The 21497-nt window shown below is 63.7% G+C and carries 14 protein-coding genes; 6 read left to right on the top strand and 8 right to left on the bottom strand.

Going from position 1 to position 21497, the window contains the following annotated elements; translation table 11 throughout:
* Positions 1 to 21: 21 nt before the first annotated feature.
* The 5 genes from BUC04_RS17210 to BUC04_RS17190 all read right to left on the bottom strand — a co-directional run bounded on the left by BUC04_RS17210 (position 22) and on the right by BUC04_RS17190 (position 6561).
* A complete protein-coding gene (locus BUC04_RS17210; protein ID WP_067663863.1) occupies positions 22 to 474 on the bottom strand; it encodes an NfeD family protein in 453 nt (150 codons plus the stop codon).
* Between the two features lie 4 nt (positions 475 to 478).
* On the bottom strand, positions 479 to 1402 hold the full coding sequence (locus tag BUC04_RS17205; RefSeq protein WP_143165779.1) for an SPFH domain-containing protein: 924 nt from the start codon (positions 1400 to 1402) through the stop codon (positions 479 to 481).
* A gap of 407 nt (positions 1403 to 1809) precedes the next feature.
* Complete coding sequence (katG, locus tag BUC04_RS17200) at positions 1810 to 3987, bottom strand: catalase/peroxidase HPI (RefSeq protein WP_067663861.1); 2178 nt, start codon at positions 3985 to 3987, stop codon at positions 1810 to 1812.
* Between the two features lie 214 nt (positions 3988 to 4201).
* Complete coding sequence (locus tag BUC04_RS17195; RefSeq protein WP_067663858.1) at positions 4202 to 5704, bottom strand: tryptophan halogenase family protein; 1503 nt, start codon at positions 5702 to 5704, stop codon at positions 4202 to 4204.
* Positions 5701 to 6561 carry a sulfite exporter TauE/SafE family protein gene (locus BUC04_RS17190; RefSeq protein WP_073326033.1) on the bottom strand — a complete coding sequence of 287 codons (861 nt, stop codon included), beginning with the start codon at positions 6559 to 6561 and terminating at the stop codon, positions 5701 to 5703. Before BUC04_RS17190 ends, BUC04_RS17195 begins: the two co-directional genes overlap by 4 nt.
* A 325-nt stretch (positions 6562 to 6886) precedes the next feature.
* Here BUC04_RS17190 and BUC04_RS17185 point away from each other — a divergent pair, with 325 nt between their 5' ends.
* The 6 genes from BUC04_RS17185 (at position 6887) to nagX (ending at position 15071) form a co-directional block, all read left to right on the top strand.
* Positions 6887 to 9457, top strand: a complete 2571-nt coding sequence (locus BUC04_RS17185; RefSeq protein WP_073326031.1) for a family 20 glycosylhydrolase — start codon at positions 6887 to 6889, stop codon at positions 9455 to 9457.
* A 7-nt stretch (positions 9458 to 9464) separates the two neighbouring features.
* The gene (gene nagK / locus BUC04_RS17180) at positions 9465 to 10376 is read left to right on the top strand and encodes an N-acetylglucosamine kinase (RefSeq protein ID WP_067663885.1); all 912 of its coding nucleotides are present in this window, start codon (positions 9465 to 9467) and stop codon (positions 10374 to 10376) included.
* A 19-nt stretch (positions 10377 to 10395) separates the two neighbouring features.
* The gene (gene nagB-II / locus BUC04_RS17175; RefSeq protein WP_067663850.1) at positions 10396 to 11388 is read left to right on the top strand and encodes a glucosamine-6-phosphate deaminase NagB-II; all 993 of its coding nucleotides are present in this window, start codon (positions 10396 to 10398) and stop codon (positions 11386 to 11388) included.
* Positions 11389 to 11394: 6 nt separating this feature from the next.
* Positions 11395 to 12522: an N-acetylglucosamine-6-phosphate deacetylase gene (gene nagA / locus BUC04_RS17170; RefSeq protein WP_067663848.1), complete on the top strand. Its 1128-nt coding sequence runs from the start codon at positions 11395 to 11397 to the stop codon at positions 12520 to 12522.
* Positions 12523 to 12660: 138 nt separating this feature from the next.
* On the top strand, positions 12661 to 13974 hold the full coding sequence (locus BUC04_RS17165) for a sugar MFS transporter (RefSeq protein ID WP_067663845.1): 1314 nt from the start codon (positions 12661 to 12663) through the stop codon (positions 13972 to 13974).
* Positions 13971 to 15071 (top strand): transmembrane glucosamine N-acetyltransferase NagX, encoded by a 1101-nt coding sequence (gene nagX / locus BUC04_RS17160; RefSeq protein WP_306305296.1) that lies wholly within the window; start codon positions 13971 to 13973, stop codon positions 15069 to 15071. The genes BUC04_RS17165 and nagX overlap by 4 nt, the downstream gene beginning before the upstream one ends.
* 320 nt (positions 15072 to 15391) lie before the next feature.
* Here the strand turns inward: nagX and BUC04_RS17155 are convergent, their stop codons facing one another.
* The 3 genes from BUC04_RS17155 to sbcD form a co-directional block, all read right to left on the bottom strand.
* Entirely contained in the window at positions 15392 to 16405 is a 1014-nt protein-coding gene (locus tag BUC04_RS17155) for a LacI family DNA-binding transcriptional regulator (protein ID WP_067663839.1), read from the bottom strand.
* A 100-nt stretch (positions 16406 to 16505) separates the two neighbouring features.
* On the bottom strand, positions 16506 to 20198 hold the full coding sequence (locus tag BUC04_RS17150) for an SbcC/MukB-like Walker B domain-containing protein (RefSeq protein WP_067663837.1): 3693 nt from the start codon (positions 20196 to 20198) through the stop codon (positions 16506 to 16508).
* On the bottom strand, positions 20195 to 21418 hold the full coding sequence (gene sbcD, locus BUC04_RS17145) for an exonuclease subunit SbcD (protein ID WP_067663834.1): 1224 nt from the start codon (positions 21416 to 21418) through the stop codon (positions 20195 to 20197). The genes BUC04_RS17150 and sbcD overlap by 4 nt, the downstream gene beginning before the upstream one ends.
* Between the last annotated feature and the right edge of the window lie 79 nt (positions 21419 to 21497).

Genomic DNA, 21497 nt, shown 5'->3' with positions numbered 1-21497 from the left:
CCTTTTTCTTTGGCATGGGGTTCAGGCCGGAGGCTGGGGCTTAGGTTCGATCAGCAGCACCATGGCATCATAGCCGCTGACCACCACCAGGGTGCCCTGGCTCAGTGGCTGCTCGCTGCGCACCCGCCAGCGGGTGTCCCCCACCATCAGGTGGCCATCGCCGGCGGCCAGGTCCTGCTCCAGGGTAAAGCTGCGCCCCACTAGCTGGGCTGCCCGGTTGTTGAGGTCAGGCCGGTTGGTTTGCTCATTGAAGCGGCGAAACCCCTTCCAGTAGATCACGGTGAACAGCAGCGAGCCCAGGGCAAACAGCGCCAGCTGGCTGGCCCAGCCCAGCTCGACAAAGGGGGTCAGGGCTGCCAGGGCCGCCGCGGCGATAGCGATGCCTAGCAGGAAGCCACCGGTGCCCAGGGCCTCAAAGGCCATCAGCACCAGGGCCAGGATCAGCCAGTGCCAGGGAGAGAGGGATGCCAGCATGGGCTCAGGCCTCCGGCTTCTTATTGCCGTTGAACAGCTCGGAGATCCCGGCGACGGAGCCGATCACTGAGCTGGCTTCCACCGGCATCATGATCACCTTGCTGTTGTCGGCGGAGGCCACCTGCTGCAGCGCCTCCACGTATTTCTGTGCGACGAAGTAGTTCACCGCCTGCATCTCGCCCTCGGCAATCGCCTTGGACACCATGGCGGTGGCGTTGGCTTCCGCTTCGGCCAGTCGTTCCCGGGCTTCCGCCTCACGCTTGGCCGCCTCCAGTTCACCCTCGGCCTTGAGGATCTCCGACTGCTTCTGGCCCTCGGCCACCTGGATGGCGGCTTCCCGTTCGCCCTCCGCCTCCAGGATCGCCGCCCGCTTCTCCCGCTCGGCCTTCATCTGCCGGGCCATGGCATCCACCAGGTCATCCGGCGGGCTGATGTCGCGGATCTCGATGCGGGTCACCTTAACCCCCCAGGGATCGGTGGCTTCGTCCACCTTGGTCAGCAGGTTGGCGTTGATGCGGTCGCGGTTGGACAGCATCTCATCCAGCTCCATCGCCCCCAGTACCGCACGGATGTTGGTCATCACCAGGTTCTGCATGGCAAAGGCCAGTTGATTGACCTCGTAGGAGGCCTTGACCGCATCCTGTACCTGGTAGAAACACACCGCGTCGGTGGTGACCATGGCGTTGTCGGCGGAGATCACCTCCTGGGGCGGGATATCCAGCACCTGCTCCATCATGTTCTGCTTGTGGCCGACGCTGTCGACAAAGGGCACGATCAGGTTGAGGCCAGGGGAGAGGGTACGGGTATAGCGGCCGAAGCGCTCCACGGTGTAGTTGAAGCCCTGGGGCACCATCTTGACCCCGGTGGCGATGATAATGAGTGCCAAGGCCACCAGAACGATGGCCACCTCACTGAATCCAAACAACATATCGGCTCCTGCCTTTTAGGTTAACTAGCTAAAAAGTAAACGAATTAGAGCCGCTTATCGAGCACTTCTCACTCGGCGGCAGGTGTTGAGTAGGGTGATTTAGGAGGCATGCGCTTTTTGACACCGAGTGTTCGCGAAGAGCGTAATAGGCCTCCGCGGGTGATGGTGCCTCTGCTCTTTCGCCGACATAGAGGTGCCTGAGCGGAGGTATCATTGGTCAGGTTGAGGGCCAGGATGGCCCGAGTGACCAGCGAAGGCAGGGATGCCGACTCTGGTCTGTACCGCCAGGCAATGGTGCAGAGCGAAAGAGTGAGCACCGATAGGAGGCACTGGGGGTCTAAGGGGGCTGAGCCCCCTTGGGTAGGTACTCGAGTACGCCCCGGCACAAGGTGCCGGGGCGGGCGGGATCAGTCGATCAGGTCAAAGCGATCGGCGTTCATCACCTTGGTCCAGGCAGCGATGAAATCCTCGACAAACTTGGCCTGGTTGTCGTCCTGGGCATACAGCTCGGCGTAGGCACGCAGCACCGAGTTGGAGCCGAACACCAGGTCCACCCGGGTGGCGGACCAGCGGCTTGCGCCAGTATCGCGGTCGTTGAGGCTGTAAAGCCCATCCTCGGTCGGGTGCCAGGTCAGGTTCATGTCGGTCAGGGCGACGAAGAAGTCGGTGCTCAGAGCGCCAACCCGGTCGGTAAAGACGCCATGCTGGCTGCCACCGTGATTGGTGCCCAGCACACGCATGCCGCCAAGCAGCACGGTCATCTCCGGTGCGGTCAGGCCCATCAGCTGGGCCCGATCCAGCAACAGCTCCTCGGCACTGACCGCGTACTCCTGTTTGAGCCAGTTGCGGAAGCCGTCATGCAGCGGCTCCAGCACCGCAAAGGAGTGGGCGTCTGTCATCGCCTCACTGGCATCACCCCGGCCTGGGGCAAAGGGCACCACGGTCTCGAACCCGGCGGCCTTGGCGGCTTGCTCCACCCCCAGGTTGCCCGCCAGCACAATCACGTCTGCCAGGCTGACGCCATGTTGGGTTGCTACCGGCTGCAGGGCGTCCAGCACCTTACCAAGGCGTTGCGGCTCGTTGCCCGCCCAGTCTCGCTGGGGCGCCAGGCGGATGCGGGCACCGTTGGCGCCACCGCGACGATCAGAGCCACGGAAGGTGCGGGCACTGTCCCAGGCGGTGGTGACCATCTCGCTGATGGAGAGGCCACAGGCGGCGATGCTGGCCTTGACCGCGTCCACATCGTAGTCGGCCTTGCCAGCGGGAACGGGATCTTGCCAGATCAGCTCCTCCTGAGGCACATCCGGGCCGAAGTAGCAGGCCTTGGGCCCCAGGTCCCGGTGGGTCAGCTTGAACCAGGCGCGAGCAAACACCTCGGAGAAGTAGGCAGGGTCCTGGTGGAAGCGTTCGGAGATGGCGCGGTAGGCCGGGTCTTTGATCATCGCCATGTCGGCGTCGGTCATGATCGGATTGTGGCGAACGCTCGGGTTCTCCGCATCCACCGGCTTGTCCTCCTCTTTGATATTGACCGGCTCCCACTGCCAGGCCCCGGCGGGGCTCTTTTTCAGCTCCCAGTCGTAGCCCAGCAGCAGCTTGAAGTAGCCGTTATCCCATTGGGTTGGGTGGGTGGTCCAGGCGCCCTCGATACCACTGGTGACCGTCTGGTTGCCGATACCTCGCTGTTGCTTGTTAAGCCAGCCCAGGCCCTGGTCATGCACCTCGCCAGCCTCCGGCTCCGGCCCTAACTGGGCCGCATCGCCATTGCCATGGGCCTTGCCCACGGTGTGGCCACCGGCGGTGAGCGCCACGGTTTCCTCATCGTTCATCGCCATGCGGCCAAAGGTGGTGCGGATGTCTGCCGCGGTGCGCAGCGGATCCGGGTTGCCATCCACCCCTTCCGGGTTAACGTAGATCAGCCCCATCATCACCGCCGCCAGGGGGTTATCCAGATCCCGCTCGCCGGAGTAGCGGCTGTTGGGGTTGTCGGTGGGGGCCAGCCAATCCTGCTCGGAGCCCCAGTAGATGTCCTTCTCCGGATGCCAGATATCCTCCCGGCCAAAGCCGAAGCCAAAGGTCTTCAAGCCCATGGACTCGTAGGCGATGGTGCCGGCGTAGGCCAGCAGATCGGCCCAGCTCAGGGCGTTGCCGTACTTCTTCTTGATCGGCCACAGCAGGCGGCGAGCCTTATCCAGGTTGGCGTTGTCCGGCCAGGAGTTGAGTGGCGCAAAGCGCTGGTTGCCGGTGCTGGCGCCACCGCGACCATCGGCGATGCGGTAGGTGCCGGCGGCATGCCAGGTCATCCGGATCATCAGGCCGCCGTAGTGGCCCCAATCCGCCGGCCACCAGTCCTGGCTGTCGGTCATCAGCGCGGTGAGGTCCTGCTTCAGGGCCGCCACATCCAGCTCTTTGAGCGCTTCGCGATAGTTGAAATCGGGCCCCATGGGATCGGGCTTATGGTCGTGCTGGTGGAGGATGTCGAGCTTGAGGGTCTTTGGCCACCAATCCTTGTCGGCCATGGTGCTGCTGGTGGCGCCGCCGTGCATAACCGGGCATTTGCCGCCGTGATTCTGTTGCTTGTCACCCATCTGAGACTCCTTGTATCGCGGTAAACGGGCCAGTAAAGGGGCTGGCCGCTGAAATGACGCTGATCACGTTATAGCAGCTCAGTGCCCGGTCCCTTGATCTGGATGCGGATGTCACAGGATAGAAACAGGGTATTTAGTTGGTGGTTGTGGTAGGGAACCGCAGAGAGGATACGAGGTGCCGGCCATGGCATAGGGCCATGGCCGGCAAGGGGGGTTAATTGGGCAGTTGCTCGGCGTGGGGCAGGGCCTGCAGGGTGACCTGATCGAACCGTTGATGGAGCTGATCCAGTGCCGCACGGCAGGCCGCCGGGGCACCTTGGGGCGGCAACTGGGGCAGGTGATCCATGCCATAGAGCACGTAGCGGTAGTTCTCATCGGTAAACACCGTACTGAAGCTGCCCGCCAGATCCATAAACTCACACACCTTGTGGCGCCAAAGCTCGAGTTGCTGGGCCAGTACCGGGGTGTGATCGACGCTGCGCTGGGCCTGCTGCCAGAACGGGGTGTCCTGCCGGTCGGTCAGGCAGTAGTGCAGTACGATAAAGCGCTTAAGATCGTCGTAGATGCCGTTCATCAGCCGGTTGTAGCTGTCTTTGCTGCTCTGGTCCGGCTCGGCGCAGTTCAGGTGGGTGGCCAGCAGGCGCACACTCAGGTTGATCAGGTGCAGTCCGGTGGATTCCAGCGGCTCGATAAAGCCACCGGACAAGCCGATGGCGACGCAATTGCCCACCCAGAAGGATTTAACGCAGCCAATGTTCATCTTCAGGTGAACCGCCTTGCCCTGCTCCGGCTCGCCCAGGAACTCACGCAGCCTGGCTTCCGCCTCGGCCTCGGTCAGGCGATTACCGTCATAGACATAGCCGTTGCCGCGGCGGTTTTGCAGGTCGATCTCCCAGATCCAGCCGTTCTCCAGGGCGGTGGCGGTGGTGTAGGGGCGGGGACTAACACCCGGCTGGTAGGGCAGTTGCAGTGCGACCGCCCGGTTGCAGGGCAGTGCATCCTCAAAGGATTGCCAGTTGTCCTGCCGCAGTGGGGAGAGCAGCAGGCGGCGAAAGCCGCTGCAGTCGATGAACAGGTCTGACTGGAAGCGTTGCTGCTGGCAGTAGAGCGCGGTGATCCGTTCCCCTTCGTGCTCGATGCGATCCACCGTGCCCACCACATGGCCTACTCCGGCCTCGATCGCCTTCTTGCGCAGGTAGCGCCCCATCAGCACCGCATCCAGGTGATAGCCATAGGGCACCACACCCTGCCAGGGCGGCGAGGTGGGGGTTTTCGGGCCCAGCCCCTGCTGCATCAGTCGGCTGCCCAGGCTGGCGGCCTGATCGTAGCGCATTTGGTCAGTTTGGCCGCCGCTGAGCCAGGTGCTGGCCAGGTCCAGTACGCCGGGCACCCGCTGCTCCTCGAAGGGATGAAAATACTGGTGGGTGCTGCCCTCTTTGGGGGCCATCCAGTTGCGAAACAGGATCCCGGTCTTGTAGGTGGCGCAGCACTCGCGCATCAACTCCGCCTCGTCCAGGCCCATGGCGGCAAAGAAGAAGCGGATGCTGTGCACCGTGGCTTCTCCCACGCCGATGATGCCGATGTCCTCACTCTCGACCAGGGTGATGTCGCAGCGGGGGGCATCGTGGTTGAGGTAACGGTTGAGGTAAAGGGCGGTCATCCAGCCGGCACTGCCGCCGCCGACGATGGTGATGGAGCGCAAGGGTGTTGGATTCATAGGGCCCCCTGGGCAGCTAACAACAAGGTGACGAGGCCGGTCAGCAGGATCCAGCCGGCAAAGAAGAGTTTCAGGCCCCGGGCGGGCAGGGCGGTGGCCAATCGGCGGGCCAGGAAGCCACCGAGGATGGCGCCGGGGCCGGCCAGCAGCACCACTTGCCATTGAATGGCACCGCTGGCCTGCATCATCAGGGCACCGGGCCAGACGGTGATGGCGGAGACGATCACCCCACAGGCCACCGCCAGGGTGACGTCGAAGCGGCGCAGGATAAGCAGCAGCACCAGCAGCTCACCCACCCCGACCGACAGCCAGGCGGTGATGGCGCCGCCGATCAGACCCAGCAGGATCAGGCTATGCCCCTCCCAACGCCCCAGTCGGGCATGGCCATGGGGCGCCCGGTAGCGCAATGTCAGCAGCAACAAGCTGGCACCCAGCACCACTGAGAAGGCGCCAAACAGCGGATCCAGCCCGGCAGGGCTGGGCAGTGGCAGCGCCAGCATCAGTCCCAGTACCGAGGCGGGGGCCACCCGCAGGATAATGGCGGGTAACACCTGCCAGTGGGGGTGACGCAGTCGTCGATGCAGCCGGTACCAGGCCAGGGCGCCGGTGGTCATGCCGAAGCACTGGATCGCCAGCGAGGTGGCCACCGATTGCTGGGCATCCAGCCCGAGTTGGCTGAATACCGGAATGAAGATGACACCGCCACCGGCCCCGGTGGCGTTGGCGACGATGGCACCGCCAATCCCCAGCAGGGTGTACTGCAGCGGCGCACCATAGAGATAGAGCAGGGCAAGGGCGGGCAGGGCCAACCAGGCCGGCCAGGGGATCCGTGTGAAAGACTGAGCGGGATTCGACATGGGAACAGCTTGTTATCGATTTGTTTTTATCGCCTAACCTAGCATCGGCCGACAGCGCTGTCAGCCGTTTTACCCTGCGGCAAAAGAAAATCTTCCCGAGGGGTAGACAGCAAATGACAGCGTTGTCATTATGTATCTCAACTGTGAAGATTTGTGCCGCTTATCTTTGGTAAGCAACCGCAGGGTGTTGGACTCCCCTTGTTACGGTGTCGCGATTTTGCCACTCCCTCGGTATGGGTTAATCAAACCCGGGCACAGGCCATGACCCGCTGTCTCGTTCATGGTTTTTTTATTCAGCGCCCCGGCGCCAGGAAGGGAAGGAACAATGTTGCGAAGGAGTTTGGCAGGGATTGCCGTACTGACATTGCTGGCCGGGTGCCAGCAGGTGGAACCGATCAGCAGCGAGAGCCTGGCGGCGGAACTGGGCCTGGGCTACCAGGTGGTGGACAATCGGCCCGATGAGCAATGCAACCCTGATAAGGCCGATGGCTTCTGTTACCGCTTTGCCGTCAGCCTGACCGCGGGCAGCCAGGGCCTGCCGGCGCAGGGGTGGCAGCTGCTGTTCAGCCAGGTCTCCTACGTCCAGAGCATCGAAGGCCCCTTTACCCTGGAGCATATAAACGGCGATCTGCACCGCATCACCCCCAAGGCCGAGTTTGCCGGCCTGGCCCCGGGAGAGAGTGTCGATATCCTGATGCGGGCCAACTTCTGGAGTGTGTCAAACTCCGACCCCATGCCCAACTACCTGATCGCCTTGGGTGATGAGACCCCGGTGGTGATCCAGTCCAGCCGTGAGCTGCAGGACCCGGAAACCGGCTTGTGGCAGATGCCCTTTGTTGCCCCGCTGACCGATCCCGAGCGTCAGCTTAAACGCACCAGTGACGACAACACCCCCCAGGCCACCGCCCAGTGGCTGTACACCGAGAACCAACGCCTGGCTGCCGATGGCTCGGCACTGCCTGAGGCGGGGCTGATCCCCACCCCACAATCCCTGACCCTGCTGGAGGGCCAGGCGCTTACCCTTGCCAGGGGATTGAGGCTGGCCGACAACGACTTTGGCGATCTGTCCGCCGCGCTGGCACGGTTGGCCCAGCTGGGCTTGGCCCAGAGCGACAAGGGCACCCCGCTGAGCCTGAGCAGGGTAGACGGTCTTGGCACCGAGGGTTACCAGCTCAGTGTCAGTGAGGCTGGCATCGAGGTGAGCGCCTCCGAGCCCGCCGGTGCCTTCTATGCCCTGCAGAGTCTGGCGGGTCTGATCCGGCTGGATCGGGACAGCATCCCGGCGCTGCAGATCGAGGATGCCCCCCGATACGGCTACCGTGGCCTGCACCTGGATGTGGCCCGCAACTACCAGGGGGAAGAGGTGCTGTACAAGGTGATAGACCAGATGGCCGCGTACAAACTCAATACCCTGCATCTGCATCTGGCGGACGACGAGGGTTGGCGCCTGGCCATCCCGGGCCTGCCGGAGCTGACCGAACTGGGGGGCCAGCGCTGCTTCGACCTGTCTGAGCAGCGTTGCCTGCTGCCGCAGCTGGGGGCTGGCGATGACCCACAAAGCTCGGTCAACGGCTATCTCAGTGAGCAGGAGTACATCGAGCTGCTGCGTTATGCCGATGTCCGCCAGGTCGAGGTGATCCCCTCACTGGATATGCCCGGCCACGCCCGTGCGGCGGTGCGGGCGATGGCGCTGCGCCACCAGCGCCTGATGGCCCAGGGTGATGCCGAGGAGGCGGGCCGATACCTGCTGCATGACCTGGAAGACAAGCCGGAATACCTGTCGGTGCAGTACTACACCGATAACACCATCAATCCCTGTCTGGACTCCAGCTATGCCTTTATCGACAAGGTACTGGAGGGGGTACAGCAGATGCACCAGCGTGCCGGTGTCCCCCTGCACACCTACCACATCGGCGCCGACGAAACTGAAGAGGCCTGGAGCCACTCCCCCCGTTGCGAGGCCCTGATCGAGAGTGAGCTGCAGCTGGACTCCGACGAGGACCTCACCGGCTACTTCCTGCGCCGGGTGGCACTGCTGCTGCAACAGCGGGGCATTCGCCCCGCCGGCTGGAGCGACGGCATGCTCAGCGCCAAGGATCAACTGCCCGGTCAGGTCAGTTCCTACAGCTGGGATCTGCTGGCCTGGGGCGGCCACGACAAGACCCATCAGCAGCTCAAGCTGGGTTGGGATGTGGTGCTCTCCAGCCCAGATGTACTCTATTTCGATTTCCCCTACGAGGCGGATCCTAACGAGGGTGGCTACTACTGGGGCGCGCGTAACATCAACACCTACAAGGTGTTCAGCCTGATGCCGGACAACCTGCCGGCCCACGCCGAGATCTGGCGGGATCGCCAGGGCAACCCCTACCAGGCGGCAGACACCCAGTTTGCTCTGGATGGCGAGCGAATCCAGGGGATCCAGGCCCAGCTGTGGACCGAAACCGTGCGCCATCCTGACCAGGTTGAATACAAGCTGTTCCCCCGCCTGCTGGCGGTGGCGGAGCGGGCCTGGCATCAGGCGGACTGGGAACTGGAATACCAGCCCGGCCTGACCTTCAACGCCCAGACCCAGCACTTCCAGCAGCAGGAAGCCCGCACCGCCGACTGGCAACGCTTTGCCGCCCTGCTGGGCCAGCAGGAGCTGGCCAAGCTGGATCGGGCAGGCATCGCCTATCGCATCCCCACTGTCGGGGCGGTGGCAGAGCAGAATCGTTTGCAGGCCAACCTGATCTTCCCGGGCCTTGCCCTGGAGTACCGGATTGCTGGCGGTGAATGGCAGCCCTACCGGGCCGATGCCCCGGTCAGTGGTGCCCTGGAGGTGCGGGCACGCTCCGCCGATGGACAACGACCGGGCCGCAGTTTGCCCCTGGAAGCAACCGGCACCGCCGGGCAGTGAGGCCATGATGACAACACACAACCACAAGGCACCGCTCTTTCTCGGCATCGACGGCGGCGGCAGCAAATGTCGAGCGATCCTCTACCGTGATGGCGACGGGATCCTCGGTACCGGCCTGTCCGGTGCTGCCAATCCGGTCAACGGTCTGCAGGCGGCCAAGGAGTCGATCCTCGACGCTTGCGAACAGGCCCTGCGCCAGGCCCAGCTGGCCCCCGGCGAACTGCGCAACTGCATTGCCGGTGCCGGTTTAGCCGGGGTCAACCTGCCCTCCTGTATGGCCGCGATGGAGGCCTGGCAGCACCCCTTTGGCCAGTTTCACCTGACCACGGATCTGCATATTGCCTGTCTGGGGGCCCATGGCCGCCAGGATGGCGCCATCATCATCAGCGGTACCGGCTCTTGTGGCTTTTTGAGCGTCGGCAGTCACCAGCGGATCTACGGCGGCCATGGCTTCCCCCAGGGGGACAAGGGCAGCGGTGCCTGGTTTGGCCTGATGGCGCTGCAGCATGCATTGCAGGCCAGCGACGGCCTGGCCGAGCCGACGGCCATCGCCGGTGAACTGGCGCCCCTGCTGGGCAGCCATGAGCCGCTGGAGTGGGTCGAGCAGATGGCGGGCCAGCGCTCCACCGCCTTCGCCCGGCTGGCGGCGGTGGTGTTTCGCGCCGCCGACAAACAGGATGCGGTGGCCCAGGCGATCCTCGCCGAGGGCGCTGGCTACATCAGCGAGCTGGGCCAGCAGTTGCTGGACGATGGTGCGCCCCGACTGGCGCTGCTCGGTGGCCTTGGCCCGCTGTTGACCCCCCATCTTTCAGCCCCCATCCAGGCGGCAATGACGCCGGCCCAGGCGGCACCGGAGATGGGTGCGGTCTATTACGCACAAGATTGCCTGGGCGCGGTGCCCCAGGCCCAAGCCCAATAATTAAGGAAAGGAACGGCAGATGAGCAGCATTATGGAACGAGAGGCGCGGGAAGCGCCCCAGCGTATCGCCGAGCAGGTTGAGCGCAACAGCGCGGTGCTGGAGCAATTGGGGGCGCAGCTGCGACACACCCCGCCGAGCATGGTGATGTGGGTCGGTCGTGGTAGCTCAGATCACGCCGGTGTCTTCGCCAAGTACCTGATTGAGGTGGAGCTGGGGATCCCCACCTTCGCTTCTGCCCCCTCTGTGGCCAGCCTCTATGGCCAGAGCCTGGCCCTCGATGGCGCTCTGGTGCTGGTGATCTCCCAGTCCGGTCGCAGCCCGGACATCCTGGCCCAGGCCCGGATGGCGCAAAGCGCCGGCGGTCGCGTCGTCGCCCTGGTCAACGATGAGAGCTCGCCGCTGGCAGAGCTGGCGGATTACGTGCTGCCCTTGGGCGCCGGTAAAGAAAACGCCGTGGCCGCGACCAAGAGCTACCTGGCAACCCTGGCCGCCCTGCTGCACCTGGTGGCCAGCTGGCGTGATGACGCCGAGCTGCTGGCGGCGGTGAAGCAGCTGCCGCAACTGCTGCAGCAGGCGATCGATGCCCCGGCCCAGCTGACCCCGGAGTCGGTAGAGGGTGTGGCCAACCTGGTGGTGCTGGGCCGAGGTCTGGGATACGCCGTCTCCAAGGAGATCGCTCTTAAGCTCAAGGAGGTGTGCGGTATTCACGCCGAGGCCTTCTCCAGTGCCGAGTTTCTCCATGGTCCGGTCACCCTGGTGGAGCAGCAGCTGGCGCTGCTGAGCCTCAATGTCGAGGACGAATCCGCCGCCGCCCACGCCGAGCAGATGGCCGACATCCGCAGCCGCGGTGCCAGTGTGGTGGCGATGAGCCAGGTCGGCAGTCTGCATCCCAGGGTTGCACCTTTGTCCCTGATGCAGCGATTCTATCTCGACGTTGAGCGGGTTGCCGCCGCCCGTGGCATCGACCCGGATAACCCCAAGGGGTTAAAGAAAGTCACCCAGACCCTGTGAGGGCCCATGAGCCAAAGCTATGTAGTACCGCGCCTGTTTGATGGCGAACAGTTTCTCTCCGACGCCTGGTTAACCGTTTCAGCCGGTCAGGTGGTCGGCCTGGGGCAGGGCAAGGCTCCGGTGGATTCACAGCGGTTGGAGGGCACCCTGGTGCCCGGCTTTATCGATGTACAGGTCAACGGTGGTGGCGGGGTGCTGTTTAACGCGCAGCCCAGCGTCGATGCCCTCAAGACCCTGATCGATGCCCACCGTCGCTTTGGCAGCACCGGGCTGATGGCCACCCTGATCACCGATGATCTGGCCACCCTGCAGCGGGCGGCGGACGCCATCGCCCAGGCTCGCAGTGAGCAGCTGCCTGGCTTGCTTGGTGTGCACTTCGAGGGGCCGCACCTGTCGGTGGCCAAGAAGGGGGTGCACAGCGCCGAGCATATTCGTCCCCTGTCCGAGGCGGAGATGGCCCAGTTCCTGCGCCAGGACCTGGGCAAGGTGATGGTCACCCTGGCCCCGGAGAATGTTTCCCGCGAGCAGATCGCCCGCCTGGTGGCCGCCGGGGTAAGGGTCTGCCTGGGCCACTCCAATGCCGATTTTGACACCGCCCGGGCCGCTTTAGCCGCCGGTGCCAGCGGCTTTACCCACCTGTTTAATGCCATGTCCCCCTTCACCTCCCGCGAGCCGGGTATGGTGGGGGCGGCGTTGCTGGATGAACAGGCCTGGTGTGGCCTGATTGTCGATGGCCACCATGTTCACAATGCCAGCTTGCAGCTGGCACTCAAGGTGCGGCCGGTGGATCGCATGCTGCTGGTGACCGACGCCATGCCGCCGGTGGGTGTACCCGGCGAGAGTTTTGAGCTGATGGGCCGACCCATTCGTCGCCAGGGCGACAAGCTCACCGCCCCCACCGGTGAGCTGGCCGGATCTGTGCTGGATATGGCCAGTGCGGTGCGCGCCAGTATCGCCACTTTGGGGCTGGAGGAGGGGCGGGCGCTGAATATGGCCAGCCGCTTCCCGGCGGAATTCCTCGGATTGTCCGAACATGGCCATCTGCGCCCGGGCAGTCCCGCTGACATGGTGCTGCTGGATGAGCAGCAACAGGTTAAGCAGAGCTGGATCGGTGGCAGCGCCACCTTCAACTAAGCGCACCTTCAATCAAGTGCCCAGTGAGGGCAGAACCATCAAGGACGTGACAATGATAACGAAATCCCGACGTCGTACTTTGTGGACCGAGACACCCGCAGGCCGCTCCCTGGCCCCATCGGCAGCAGGAGGCCAGCGATGAGTATCACCCAGGCGCAATCCGCGCAGAGCAAAAGCAGTTTCCTGCCGATGTGCATCATCGGCGTCCTGTTCTTCATCTTCGGCTTCGTTACCTGGCTCAACGGCTCGCTGATCCCCTTTTTGCAGATCATCTGCCAGCTGAATGAGTTCCAGGCGCTGTTTGTCACCTTCGCCTTCTACATCGCCTACACGGTGATGGCCCTGCCCATGTCCTTTATCCTGCGTCGAACCGGCTATAAAAACGGCATGGCGCTGGGGCTGGCGGTGATGGTGGCAGGCTCACTGGCCTTTATCCTGGCGGCGCAAAGCGCCTCCTACCCGCTGTTCCTCGGGGCGCTGTTTATCCTGGGCACCGGCCTGACCATCCTGCAGACCGCCTCCAATCCCTACGTGGTGCTGATCGGCCCCAGCGAAAGCGCGGCGATGCGGATCAGCATCATGGGCCTGATCAACAAAGGCGCCGGGGTGATCGTGCCGGTGCTCTTTACCGCCCTGGTGCTGTCCGGCTTCGAGGGCTTCACCGCCGAGCACCTGGCGCAGATGCCGGAAGCGGAGCGCACCGCCCAGGTGGAGGCGCTGTCTAACCGCCTGGTGATGCCCTACCTGATGATGGCCGGGGTCCTGCTGGCGCTGGTGGCGCTGGTGAAGTTCTCCTCCCTGCCTGAGCTGGAGTTTGAGCAGGAGGCCGATCAAGAGAAGGGCAGCATCATCCATTTCCCCCAGGTGGTGCTGGGTGCCATCGCCCTGTTCGCCTACGTTGGTATCGAGGTGATCGCCGGCGACACCATTGGCTTATATGGTGCTGGCCTTGGGGTGCAGAACTTCGCTGCACTGACCTCTTACACCATGGTGTTTATGGTGTTTGGTTACCTCATCGGGGTGACCTGCATTCCCCGCTTCATCAGCCAGGAGCAGGCACTGAAAGGCTCCGCTATTGCCGGCTTGCTGTGTATCCTTGGGGTGGTGTTTGGCTCGCAACAAAGCACTGCCATTGCTGATGTGCTGTGGGGCTGGAGCGGCATCCCGGTGCTGCCAAACTCCGTCACCTTTGTCGCCCTGATGGGACTTGCCCACGCCCTGGTATGGCCGGCGATCTGGCCGCTGGCACTGGAAGGCCTGGGTAAGTACACCGCCCAGGGCTCGGCCCTGCTGATCATGGGCATTGCCGGTGGCGCCATCCTGCCGCTGGCCTTTGGCAAGATCGCCCATGTCACCGGCGATACCCAGGCGGCCTACTGGATTGGTCTGCCCTGTTACGGCTTTATCCTGTTCTATGCCCTCAAGGGGCATAAGATGCGGAGCTGGTCGTGAGCCAAACGCCACGACTACAGGCGATCGATGCCCTGCGTGGCTTTGATATGTTCTGGATCCTGGGCGGCGAACGTTTGTTCGCCGCCCTGCTGTTGCTCACCGGCTGGCAAGGCTTTGCCTTGGCGGACGCGCAGATGCGCCATACCCCCTGGCATGGCTTTACCTTCTACGATCTGATCTTCCCGCTGTTTATCTTCCTCTCCGGGGTCACCCTGGGGCTGCGCCCCAAGTACCTGCCGCAGCTGCCCGCTGAGCAGAGACGCAGCCATTACCGCAAGGCGGTGAAGCGGCTGTTGCTGCTGTTGGGGCTGGGGGTGCTGTACAACCACGGCTGGGGTGGTGGCATGCCGATGGCCGTGGATCAGATCCGCTTTGCCAGCGTTCTGGGTCGCATCGGCATGGCCTGGTTTATCGCCGCGATGATCGTCTGGCACCTGCGTCCCCGGGCCCAGCTTTGGGCCGCTGCTGGGCTGGCCCTGGCCTATGCCCTGTTGCAGGGACTGTGGCCGACGCCGGATCCCTACAGTGCCGCGGGCTCGGCCAATGCCTGGCTGGACCAGGCGCTGTTGCCGGGGATCACCTATCAGAATGCGCCGCTGGACCCGGAAGGGCTGCTGTCGCACCTCAGTGCTGCCCTCAATGCCCTGGCGGGTGTCTGGGCCGGGCGCTGGCTGACGCAATCCCGCTCGCTGTCACAGCGGGGTTGGGGGTTGGTGCTGGCCGGAGCACTCTGCCTGGCCCTGGGCTGGGGCATGCATCCCTGGATCCCGGTCAACAAGACCCTGTGGACGGTCAGCTTCGTGGCGGTCACCCTGGGCTGGAGCCTGTGGTTGCTGGCGCTGTTTCTGCTGTTGGTGGATGGCTGGCAGTGGCGTTGGTTTGGTGGGCTGTTTGCCCTGATTGGGGTCAACTCCATCGCCATCTACCTGCTCAGTGCCTGGGTCAACTGGGATTACACCAGCTTGAGCCTGTTCGGCGGTGTGGTGGCGGCGCTGCCGGAGCCGGCCCAGCCGCTGCTGGCGGTGATTGCCCTGCTGGCCTGCCAATGGGCGCTGCTGGCCTTTATGGCGAGGCGGCAGATATTCATAAAGGTATAGGCCGGGTTGCCGGCAGCAACCAAAGGGGCGTTCCGCCCCCTTGGAACCCCCATTTGCCTCCAATCGGTGCTGAATCCTCACTCTGGCGTCAACGGCTGGCGGCATAGACCAGAGTCGACTTCCTGTCTCCGCTGGTCATTCGGGCCATCCTGGCCCTCAACCTTGCCGCTGTCGCTTGAGTTCGGGCTCTCTGCCGTACAGGGAAGTACCAATGCCGCAAGTGCAGGGATGCACAAGAGCGGCAAAGTCGGCGAAGAGCCGCACGACCCCTGCCTGCAGCCCTTCGAGGAGGACAGTGAGGAACTGCTCTATATAGCGGTTTAGCTGGCAGCGGGGCCGCTGGAGTCTCTGAGCTTGGGCTGGGGCACAAAGCGCTGGGACTCGCCATCGGCGCCGCGCAGTTGCCTCAGCAGCTGCTCGGTGGCCTGGCGGGCGATGGTGACGATGGGCTGGTCTACCGTAGAGAGCTTGGGCCAGGTCTGACGGGAGAAGGGGCTGTTCTCGAAGCCAACGATGGAGAGCTGCTCCGGAATGGCGACCCCCTGCAAGCGTGCGGCGAACAGTGCCCCCGCCGCGATCTCATCGTTACAGGCGAACATCGCCGTTGGCGGCGTCTCCATCGCCAGCAGGGTCTTGGCGTTATCCACCCCGGAGTCAAAGGCGTAGTGACCATCCAGGATCAGCGCCGGTTCCACCGCCACGTTGTGGTCCTTCAGCGCCTGCTTGTAGCCCTTAAGGCGTTCATAACTGGAGTGGTGCTCGTTGTCACCACAGAGGAAGCCGATGCGGCGATGGCCCAGCGACAACAGGTGCTCGGTGATGGCGTAGGCGCCGGCCCGGTCGTCGATGTAGAGGCAGTTGGGGTCGGATTCGCCCTCGCCGGAGCCGGAGACGATGCGGACAAAGGCCACATCCAGCTGCTCCAGGGTGTTAACGATGGCGGGGCTTTCCGAGAACGGCGGGGTCAGGACCAGGCCCGCTACCCGCGAGCGCTGGATCATCTCACTGAGCTGCTGATTGATCGCCTCGGACTTGGCGTTGGTGGGGCGGATCAGCAGTTCGTAGCCGGTCTCCCGGCAGGCCTCGAGGATGCCGTTTTGCATGTCGATGACGTAGTAGGCATTGGGGTTGTCGTAGATAAACCCGATGGCGTAGGCCTTGGTGCCCGCCAGGTTGCGGGCGGCGCTGTTGGGCCGGTAGTTGAGTTGCTGGATCGCCTTTTCCACTTTCTCCACGGTGTCTGGACGCACCGAGGCTTCCTTGTTGATCACCCGGGAGACGGTCTTAAAGGAGACCCCTGCCTGCCGAGCCACATCCTTGATGGTAACTTTCATGAACGATCCCAAAACGCAGCGCAAAAGCGCATTAGCGTTCAAGTTTAGCGATACCAGGCGAGCCGGGCAATCGGTGATTTGCCCGGCTGCCAAGGTTGGCTCACTGCGCCGGCAGGGCGAACTCCGGCGCCAGTCGGCTATGGCCTAATCCGGCCCGTTTTTCTACCCGGATCTGCACCGGTACCCTCTCCTTTAACGCCTCCACGTGGCTGATCACCCCGATCATCTTGCCACTGGCGTTGAGGGTATCCAGCGCATCCAGCGCGGTGTCCAGGGTTTGTGGGTCCAAGGTGCCAAAGCCCTCGTCCAGGAACAGGGAATCGATGCGGGTCTTGTGACTGACCAGATCCGACAACGCCAGTGCCAGTGCCAGGCTAACCAGGAAGCTTTCACCGCCGGACAGGGTCTTAGTGTCCCGGGCGGTGTCCCCCTGCCAGGTATCCAGCACCAGCAGCTCCAACAGATCCGAGCCCTTGCGCTTGAGCTGGTAGCGGCCATGTAGGCGCTGCAGCTGGCGATTGGCCAGGTGGATCAGGTGATCCAGGGTCAGCCCCTGGGCAAAGCGACGGAACTTGGCACCATCCCGTGAGCCGATCAGGCTGTTCAGCGCCGCCCAGTCATCGTACTGGGCCTGCTGCCCCTCGATCTCCCCGGTCAGTGCGCTCAACCCCTGGCGGCGCTGATCGTCCCCCTCCAGCCTGGCCTGGCACTGGCCCTGCTGGTGGATAAGTTGCTGCAGCTGCTGCTGGGTTTCGCTCAGTTTGCCGGCCAGCAGCTCCGCTTGTTTGTCACCGGCCTTGGCCGGCAGCGCTTCGGGTCGGGCTTCAGCATGCTTGGTCAGCGCGGTAGTGGCCTGGGTAAGCATCACCTCGGCCTGGTGCAGCGCCTTGTCCAGTCGCTGTTTTAGCTGCTGTAGCTCGTCCCGTTGTGTCGCTGGCAGCAGCGCGGCTTCCAGCTTGGCCAGGTTGGCAAAGCCCTGCTCCGCCAGGGCGGTCTCCAGGGTGCTTTGGCGCTGCTCTCTCAGAGCCTGGGCCTCAGTCAACTGGGCCTGGTGACGACTGAGCTCACCGGCAGCGGCGTGGTGTGCCTGCTGTGCCTGCTCCCGGGCCTGTTGCGATGCCACCAGGGCCTGCTCCACCGCTTCGGTGCGCTGCTGCGACTGGGCCCGCAACTGGGCGACGCTCTCGTCACCAAACTGCACCGTCCGTTCGTTGCGATCCCGCTCCAGGCTCTGTTGCAGCTGGTTAAGCTGGCTCTGCAGCTGGGCCAGCTCCTGCTGGCTCTGTTGCAAGCGCTGACCAAGCTGGCCGGTTTCCGATTCGCCGACGGCAATCTGTTGACCCAGCTGCTGCACCTGCTGCTGCTCACGGGCAAGCTGCTCCGCCAGTTGCTGATGCTGCTGCAGCCAAGCACCCCACTGACTGACCGTTGGTGGGGTTAATCCCAACTCGCTGATCTCCGAACTCCATTGCTGCCAGCGGGCCTTGCGCTGGGCCTGCATGGCATCACTTTGTTCGGTCAGTTGGGCTAACTGGCTGGCCAGGTGATCGGCCTGCTGCAGGCTCTGGCTCAGCGCCGCCTCGCTGGCCTGCACCGCTTGAGTCAGTTGCTGGACCTGGCTTTGCTGACGGTGCCGCTCCCGCTCCAGCTTTCGAGCCTGCTCCAGTTGCTGCTGTCGGTGCCGCTGGGCCTGCTGCCACTGTTGATGGGCTTGGCTGAGGGTATCGGCCTGATCCATTGTCATTGACTGGCCCAGCGCCTCACAGCTTTGCTGCCACTGCTGCTGCCATTGGCCGATCTGTTCCTCCCCCTCGCCGATCTGCTTGTGCAGCTGCTCCAGCTGCTGATTGATCAGCGCCAGGGATTGTTTGGTGTCGGCTCCGGCCTGTTCCAGCTCGTTAAGTTCGGCCTGCATCTGGTCAAAGCGTTGCTGGGTTTCACTGGCATCCTGGGCCTGATAGCGCTCCACCAGCGGATGCTCGGTGGCCCCACACAGGGGGCAGGGCTGGTCCGGCTGAAGCCGGGCACGCTCCGCCTCCAGCGATTGAATGCGCTGCTCCAGCTGCAGCCGGGCCTCCAGATCCTTGAAGTGCGGACGCAGGGTTTTGTAGCGCTCCCGCTGCTGCTTGAGCTGTTGTTCCTGCACCTGCTGCTGCGCTGACAACTCTTGTTGCTTTGCTCGCTGTTGCACCAGCGCCGCATGCTGACGTCGATACAGTGGCTCGATGTTGAGCAGCTGCTGCCAGTGGCCGGCTTGTTGCTGATCCTGGACCTGTTGCTGCTCCAGTGTCTCCAGGCCGCTGCCGTGGGTTTGCCACTGCTGGTCAACTTGGGCCAGGGAGGCCTTGGCCTGTTCCAGCTTGCCGCGCTGGGTCTCGGCAGCCTGCTGCTGTTGCTGGCGCTGCTGTTGCTCGGTCTGGCTCTGCTGCTGCAACTTCTCTTGCTGTTGCTGCCATTGCTTAAGCTGTTGGCGGGCCTGCATATCCTGCTCGGCCAGCTGTTGCCAGCCGGTGAGGCGGGCATTGAGCTGCTCCGCGTAGGGATGGGCGGAGAGGTTGGCCTGCAGCTGCTGGGATTGTCGCTGGGCCTGACCCAGGGTTTGCTGGCCCTGCTCCAATTGGGCTTGCAGCTGCTGAGTCTGCATCTGCCCCTGCTGCTGCAAGGCGGACAGCTCCTTGAGCTGTTTATCCTGTTGCTCGATGCGCTGATCCAGCGGTACCAGCTGCTCCAGGATCTGACGTTGCTCCTGCTCCTGGCGCTGACGCTGGGTGCTCAGTGCCTCTTGCTGGCGTTGATGCTGAGCCTCGGCTTGAGCCAGGGCCTGCTGCAGCGCCTGGCCACGTGCCTCCAGTTCGCTCAGCTGGTCCTGCAGAGTCTGGTGCTGCTGCTGGCTCTCCTGCAGTTGCAGGTATTGAGGCCGCAGGGCTTCCGCCGGGGCACCCTTTGCCAGGGTGGCCAGCGCCTCACTGTTGGCCTTCTCCTCGGCCTTGGCCTCGGACTGGACCGATTGAGCCTGGGCCAGGGTATCGGTCAGCTCTGCCTGGCGGGCCAGCCAGTCCGCCTGCTGCTGCCATTGCTGGCGCTGGTCATTGAGCTTGGCCTGATCGGTCTCTAACTGGGTTAGCTCCTGTTGCAGCTGCTGGCGCTGATCCGGCGCCAGCAACTCCACCGACTCCGCCTTGATCTTCAGCTGGTCCAGCTGGATCTTGGCCTGGGCGCTGGCGTCGTATACCTGCTCGGAGATGCGGCCGTAGATCTCGGTGCCGGTGAGCTCCTCAAGCAGCTCTGCCCGGTCATTGGCGGCGGCGTTGAGAAAGGCGGCAAACTGTCCCTGGGACAGCAGCATCGATTTGGTGAAACGACCGAAATCCAGGCCGGTCAGCTCGGCGGTCAGGGTCAGCTTGTCCTTGACCTTGTCCGCCAGGATCTTGCCATCCTCCAGAGCGGCCAGCTCCACCTGGGGCGACTGCAGCTTGCCGTCACTGGCACCGCGGGCGCGACGCTGGCTCCAGAACGCCCGGTAGCCCACCCCTTTGACCTCAAACTCCACCTCGGCCAGGGCATCGGCACAATGGCGGGTCATCAGTTCGTTCTGGGTCGGGGAGACCTTGAGCCTGGGGGTCTCGTGGTAGAGCGCCAGGCAGATGGCATCCAGCAGGGTGGTCTTGCCAGCGCCGGTGGGACCGGTGATGGCAAACAAACCATTGCTGGCAAAGGGCTCCTGGCGAAAGTCGATCTTCCACTCGCCCTTGAGCGAGTTGAGGTTCTTGAACCGGAGGCTGAGGATCTTCATTCGCTCTGCTCCTCCGCCAGGATTTCGGCCACCTGGTCAAAGCGCTGCTGCAGCCGTTGCTGCTGCGCCTCACTGAGGGTTTCCAGCGCCAGGCGCCGCTCAAACACCTGCTGAACTGACAACTCCGCCAGGGTTTCGTTTTCGACCTCCGCCTGCAAAGTGGCGCTACGGTCGGCTCGGGCCCGACGCACCAGCAGCACCTCCACCTCGAGCCCCTCCACCAGGGCCATCACCCGGGCCTGCAGATCGCTAAGGTAATCATCGGACACCACCTCGATATCCAACCAGACCGGGCCCTGATCCGAGTCACTCTCCAATTCGCTGAGTTGTCGCTCGACGGCCGCCAGATCGCCCTTGAGCATCGCCATGGGCTGGAAACTGGGCACCTTCAAAGCGGTAACCTGGGCGGGTTGGCCGGCGCCAAGCTCCACCAACAACACCTCTTTGGCTTTGCCCAGCTCGTCGAAGCTCAGGGCGATGGGGCTGCCGCAATAGCGCAGATGGTCCTGGCCGGCAACGGTCTGGCTGCGATGGATATGGCCCAGGGCCAGGTAATCCACCTCGGGAAACGCCGCGGCGGGGAAGGCGTCCAGGGTACCGATGTAGAGATCCCGTACCGACTCGCTGCTGCTGGCGCCCACCGTGGTGAGGTGGCCGGTGGCCACCAGGGGCAGAGTCAGCCCCTGCTCACGCTGCTGGCTGCGGGCCAGTTCGATCACGCCCTGGTAATGCTCGGCGATGGCTTGCTGCAGGCTACGCTGCTTCTGCTCACCGGACTGCTCCGCTTCAGAGCGTTGAATATCCCGGGGGCGCAGGTAGGGCACGGCACAGATCTGGCCAATGGGATCCCCCTCGGTATTACGAACCCACATCACCTGCTCTGTCAGGTCTTCCCGGGCACCAGCCACCAGAGTGGCGCCGAGCTTGTTCAGCAGCGGCTTGGACTCGTTGAGCATCGCTACGGAGTCGTGGTTGCCGCCCAGCAGCACCAATTGGCAGGTCCGGCTGGCCAGTGCCACCACGAACTCGTTGTAGATTGCCCGGGCGTAGGAGGGCGGGGTGCCGGTATCAAACAGATCACCGGCAACGATCAGGGCATCGACCTGGTGTTGGTCAACCTGTTGCAGCAGCCAGTCGAGAAAGGCCCGGTGTTCTGCTGCCCGGCTTTTGCCGTAGAACACCTGGCCCAGGTGCCAGTCTGAAGTGTGAAGAATGTGCATGAAAGGCGTCGTATATCAGCAAGTCGCAATGGCAGCGATCCTATCACTACCTTGGCCGACGCGTCTGCGCTTATCCGTG

Source organism: Ferrimonas marina (genome assembly GCF_900129905.1).
Lineage (GTDB): Bacteria > Pseudomonadota > Gammaproteobacteria > Enterobacterales > Shewanellaceae > Ferrimonas > Ferrimonas marina.
This window is presented reverse-complemented; position numbering and strand designations above follow the sequence as displayed.

What these genes read in the sequence shown, in the direction of transcription:
- BUC04_RS17210 (WP_067663863.1), bottom strand. Translation starts at nt 474, where the DNA reads ATGCTGGCATCCCTCTCTCCCTGGCACTGGCTGATCCTGGCCCTGGTG.
- BUC04_RS17185 (WP_073326031.1), top strand. Translation starts at nt 6,887, where the DNA reads ATGTTGCGAAGGAGTTTGGCAGGGATTGCCGTACTGACATTGCTGGCC.
- BUC04_RS17155 (WP_067663839.1), bottom strand. Translation starts at nt 16,405, where the DNA reads ATGAAAGTTACCATCAAGGATGTGGCTCGGCAGGCAGGGGTCTCCTTT.
- nagA (WP_067663848.1), top strand. Translation starts at nt 11,395, where the DNA reads ATGAGCCAAAGCTATGTAGTACCGCGCCTGTTTGATGGCGAACAGTTT.
- katG (WP_067663861.1), bottom strand. Translation starts at nt 3,987, where the DNA reads ATGGGTGACAAGCAACAGAATCACGGCGGCAAATGCCCGGTTATGCAC.
- BUC04_RS17190 (WP_073326033.1), bottom strand. Translation starts at nt 6,561, where the DNA reads ATGTCGAATCCCGCTCAGTCTTTCACACGGATCCCCTGGCCGGCCTGG.
- BUC04_RS17205 (WP_143165779.1), bottom strand. Translation starts at nt 1,402, where the DNA reads ATGTTGTTTGGATTCAGTGAGGTGGCCATCGTTCTGGTGGCCTTGGCA.
- nagK (WP_067663885.1), top strand. Translation starts at nt 9,465, where the DNA reads ATGACAACACACAACCACAAGGCACCGCTCTTTCTCGGCATCGACGGC.
- BUC04_RS17165 (WP_067663845.1), top strand. Translation starts at nt 12,661, where the DNA reads ATGAGTATCACCCAGGCGCAATCCGCGCAGAGCAAAAGCAGTTTCCTG.
- sbcD (WP_067663834.1), bottom strand. Translation starts at nt 21,418, where the DNA reads ATGCACATTCTTCACACTTCAGACTGGCACCTGGGCCAGGTGTTCTAC.
- nagB-II (WP_067663850.1), top strand. Translation starts at nt 10,396, where the DNA reads ATGAGCAGCATTATGGAACGAGAGGCGCGGGAAGCGCCCCAGCGTATC.
- BUC04_RS17195 (WP_067663858.1), bottom strand. Translation starts at nt 5,704, where the DNA reads ATGAATCCAACACCCTTGCGCTCCATCACCATCGTCGGCGGCGGCAGT.
- BUC04_RS17150 (WP_067663837.1), bottom strand. Translation starts at nt 20,198, where the DNA reads ATGAAGATCCTCAGCCTCCGGTTCAAGAACCTCAACTCGCTCAAGGGC.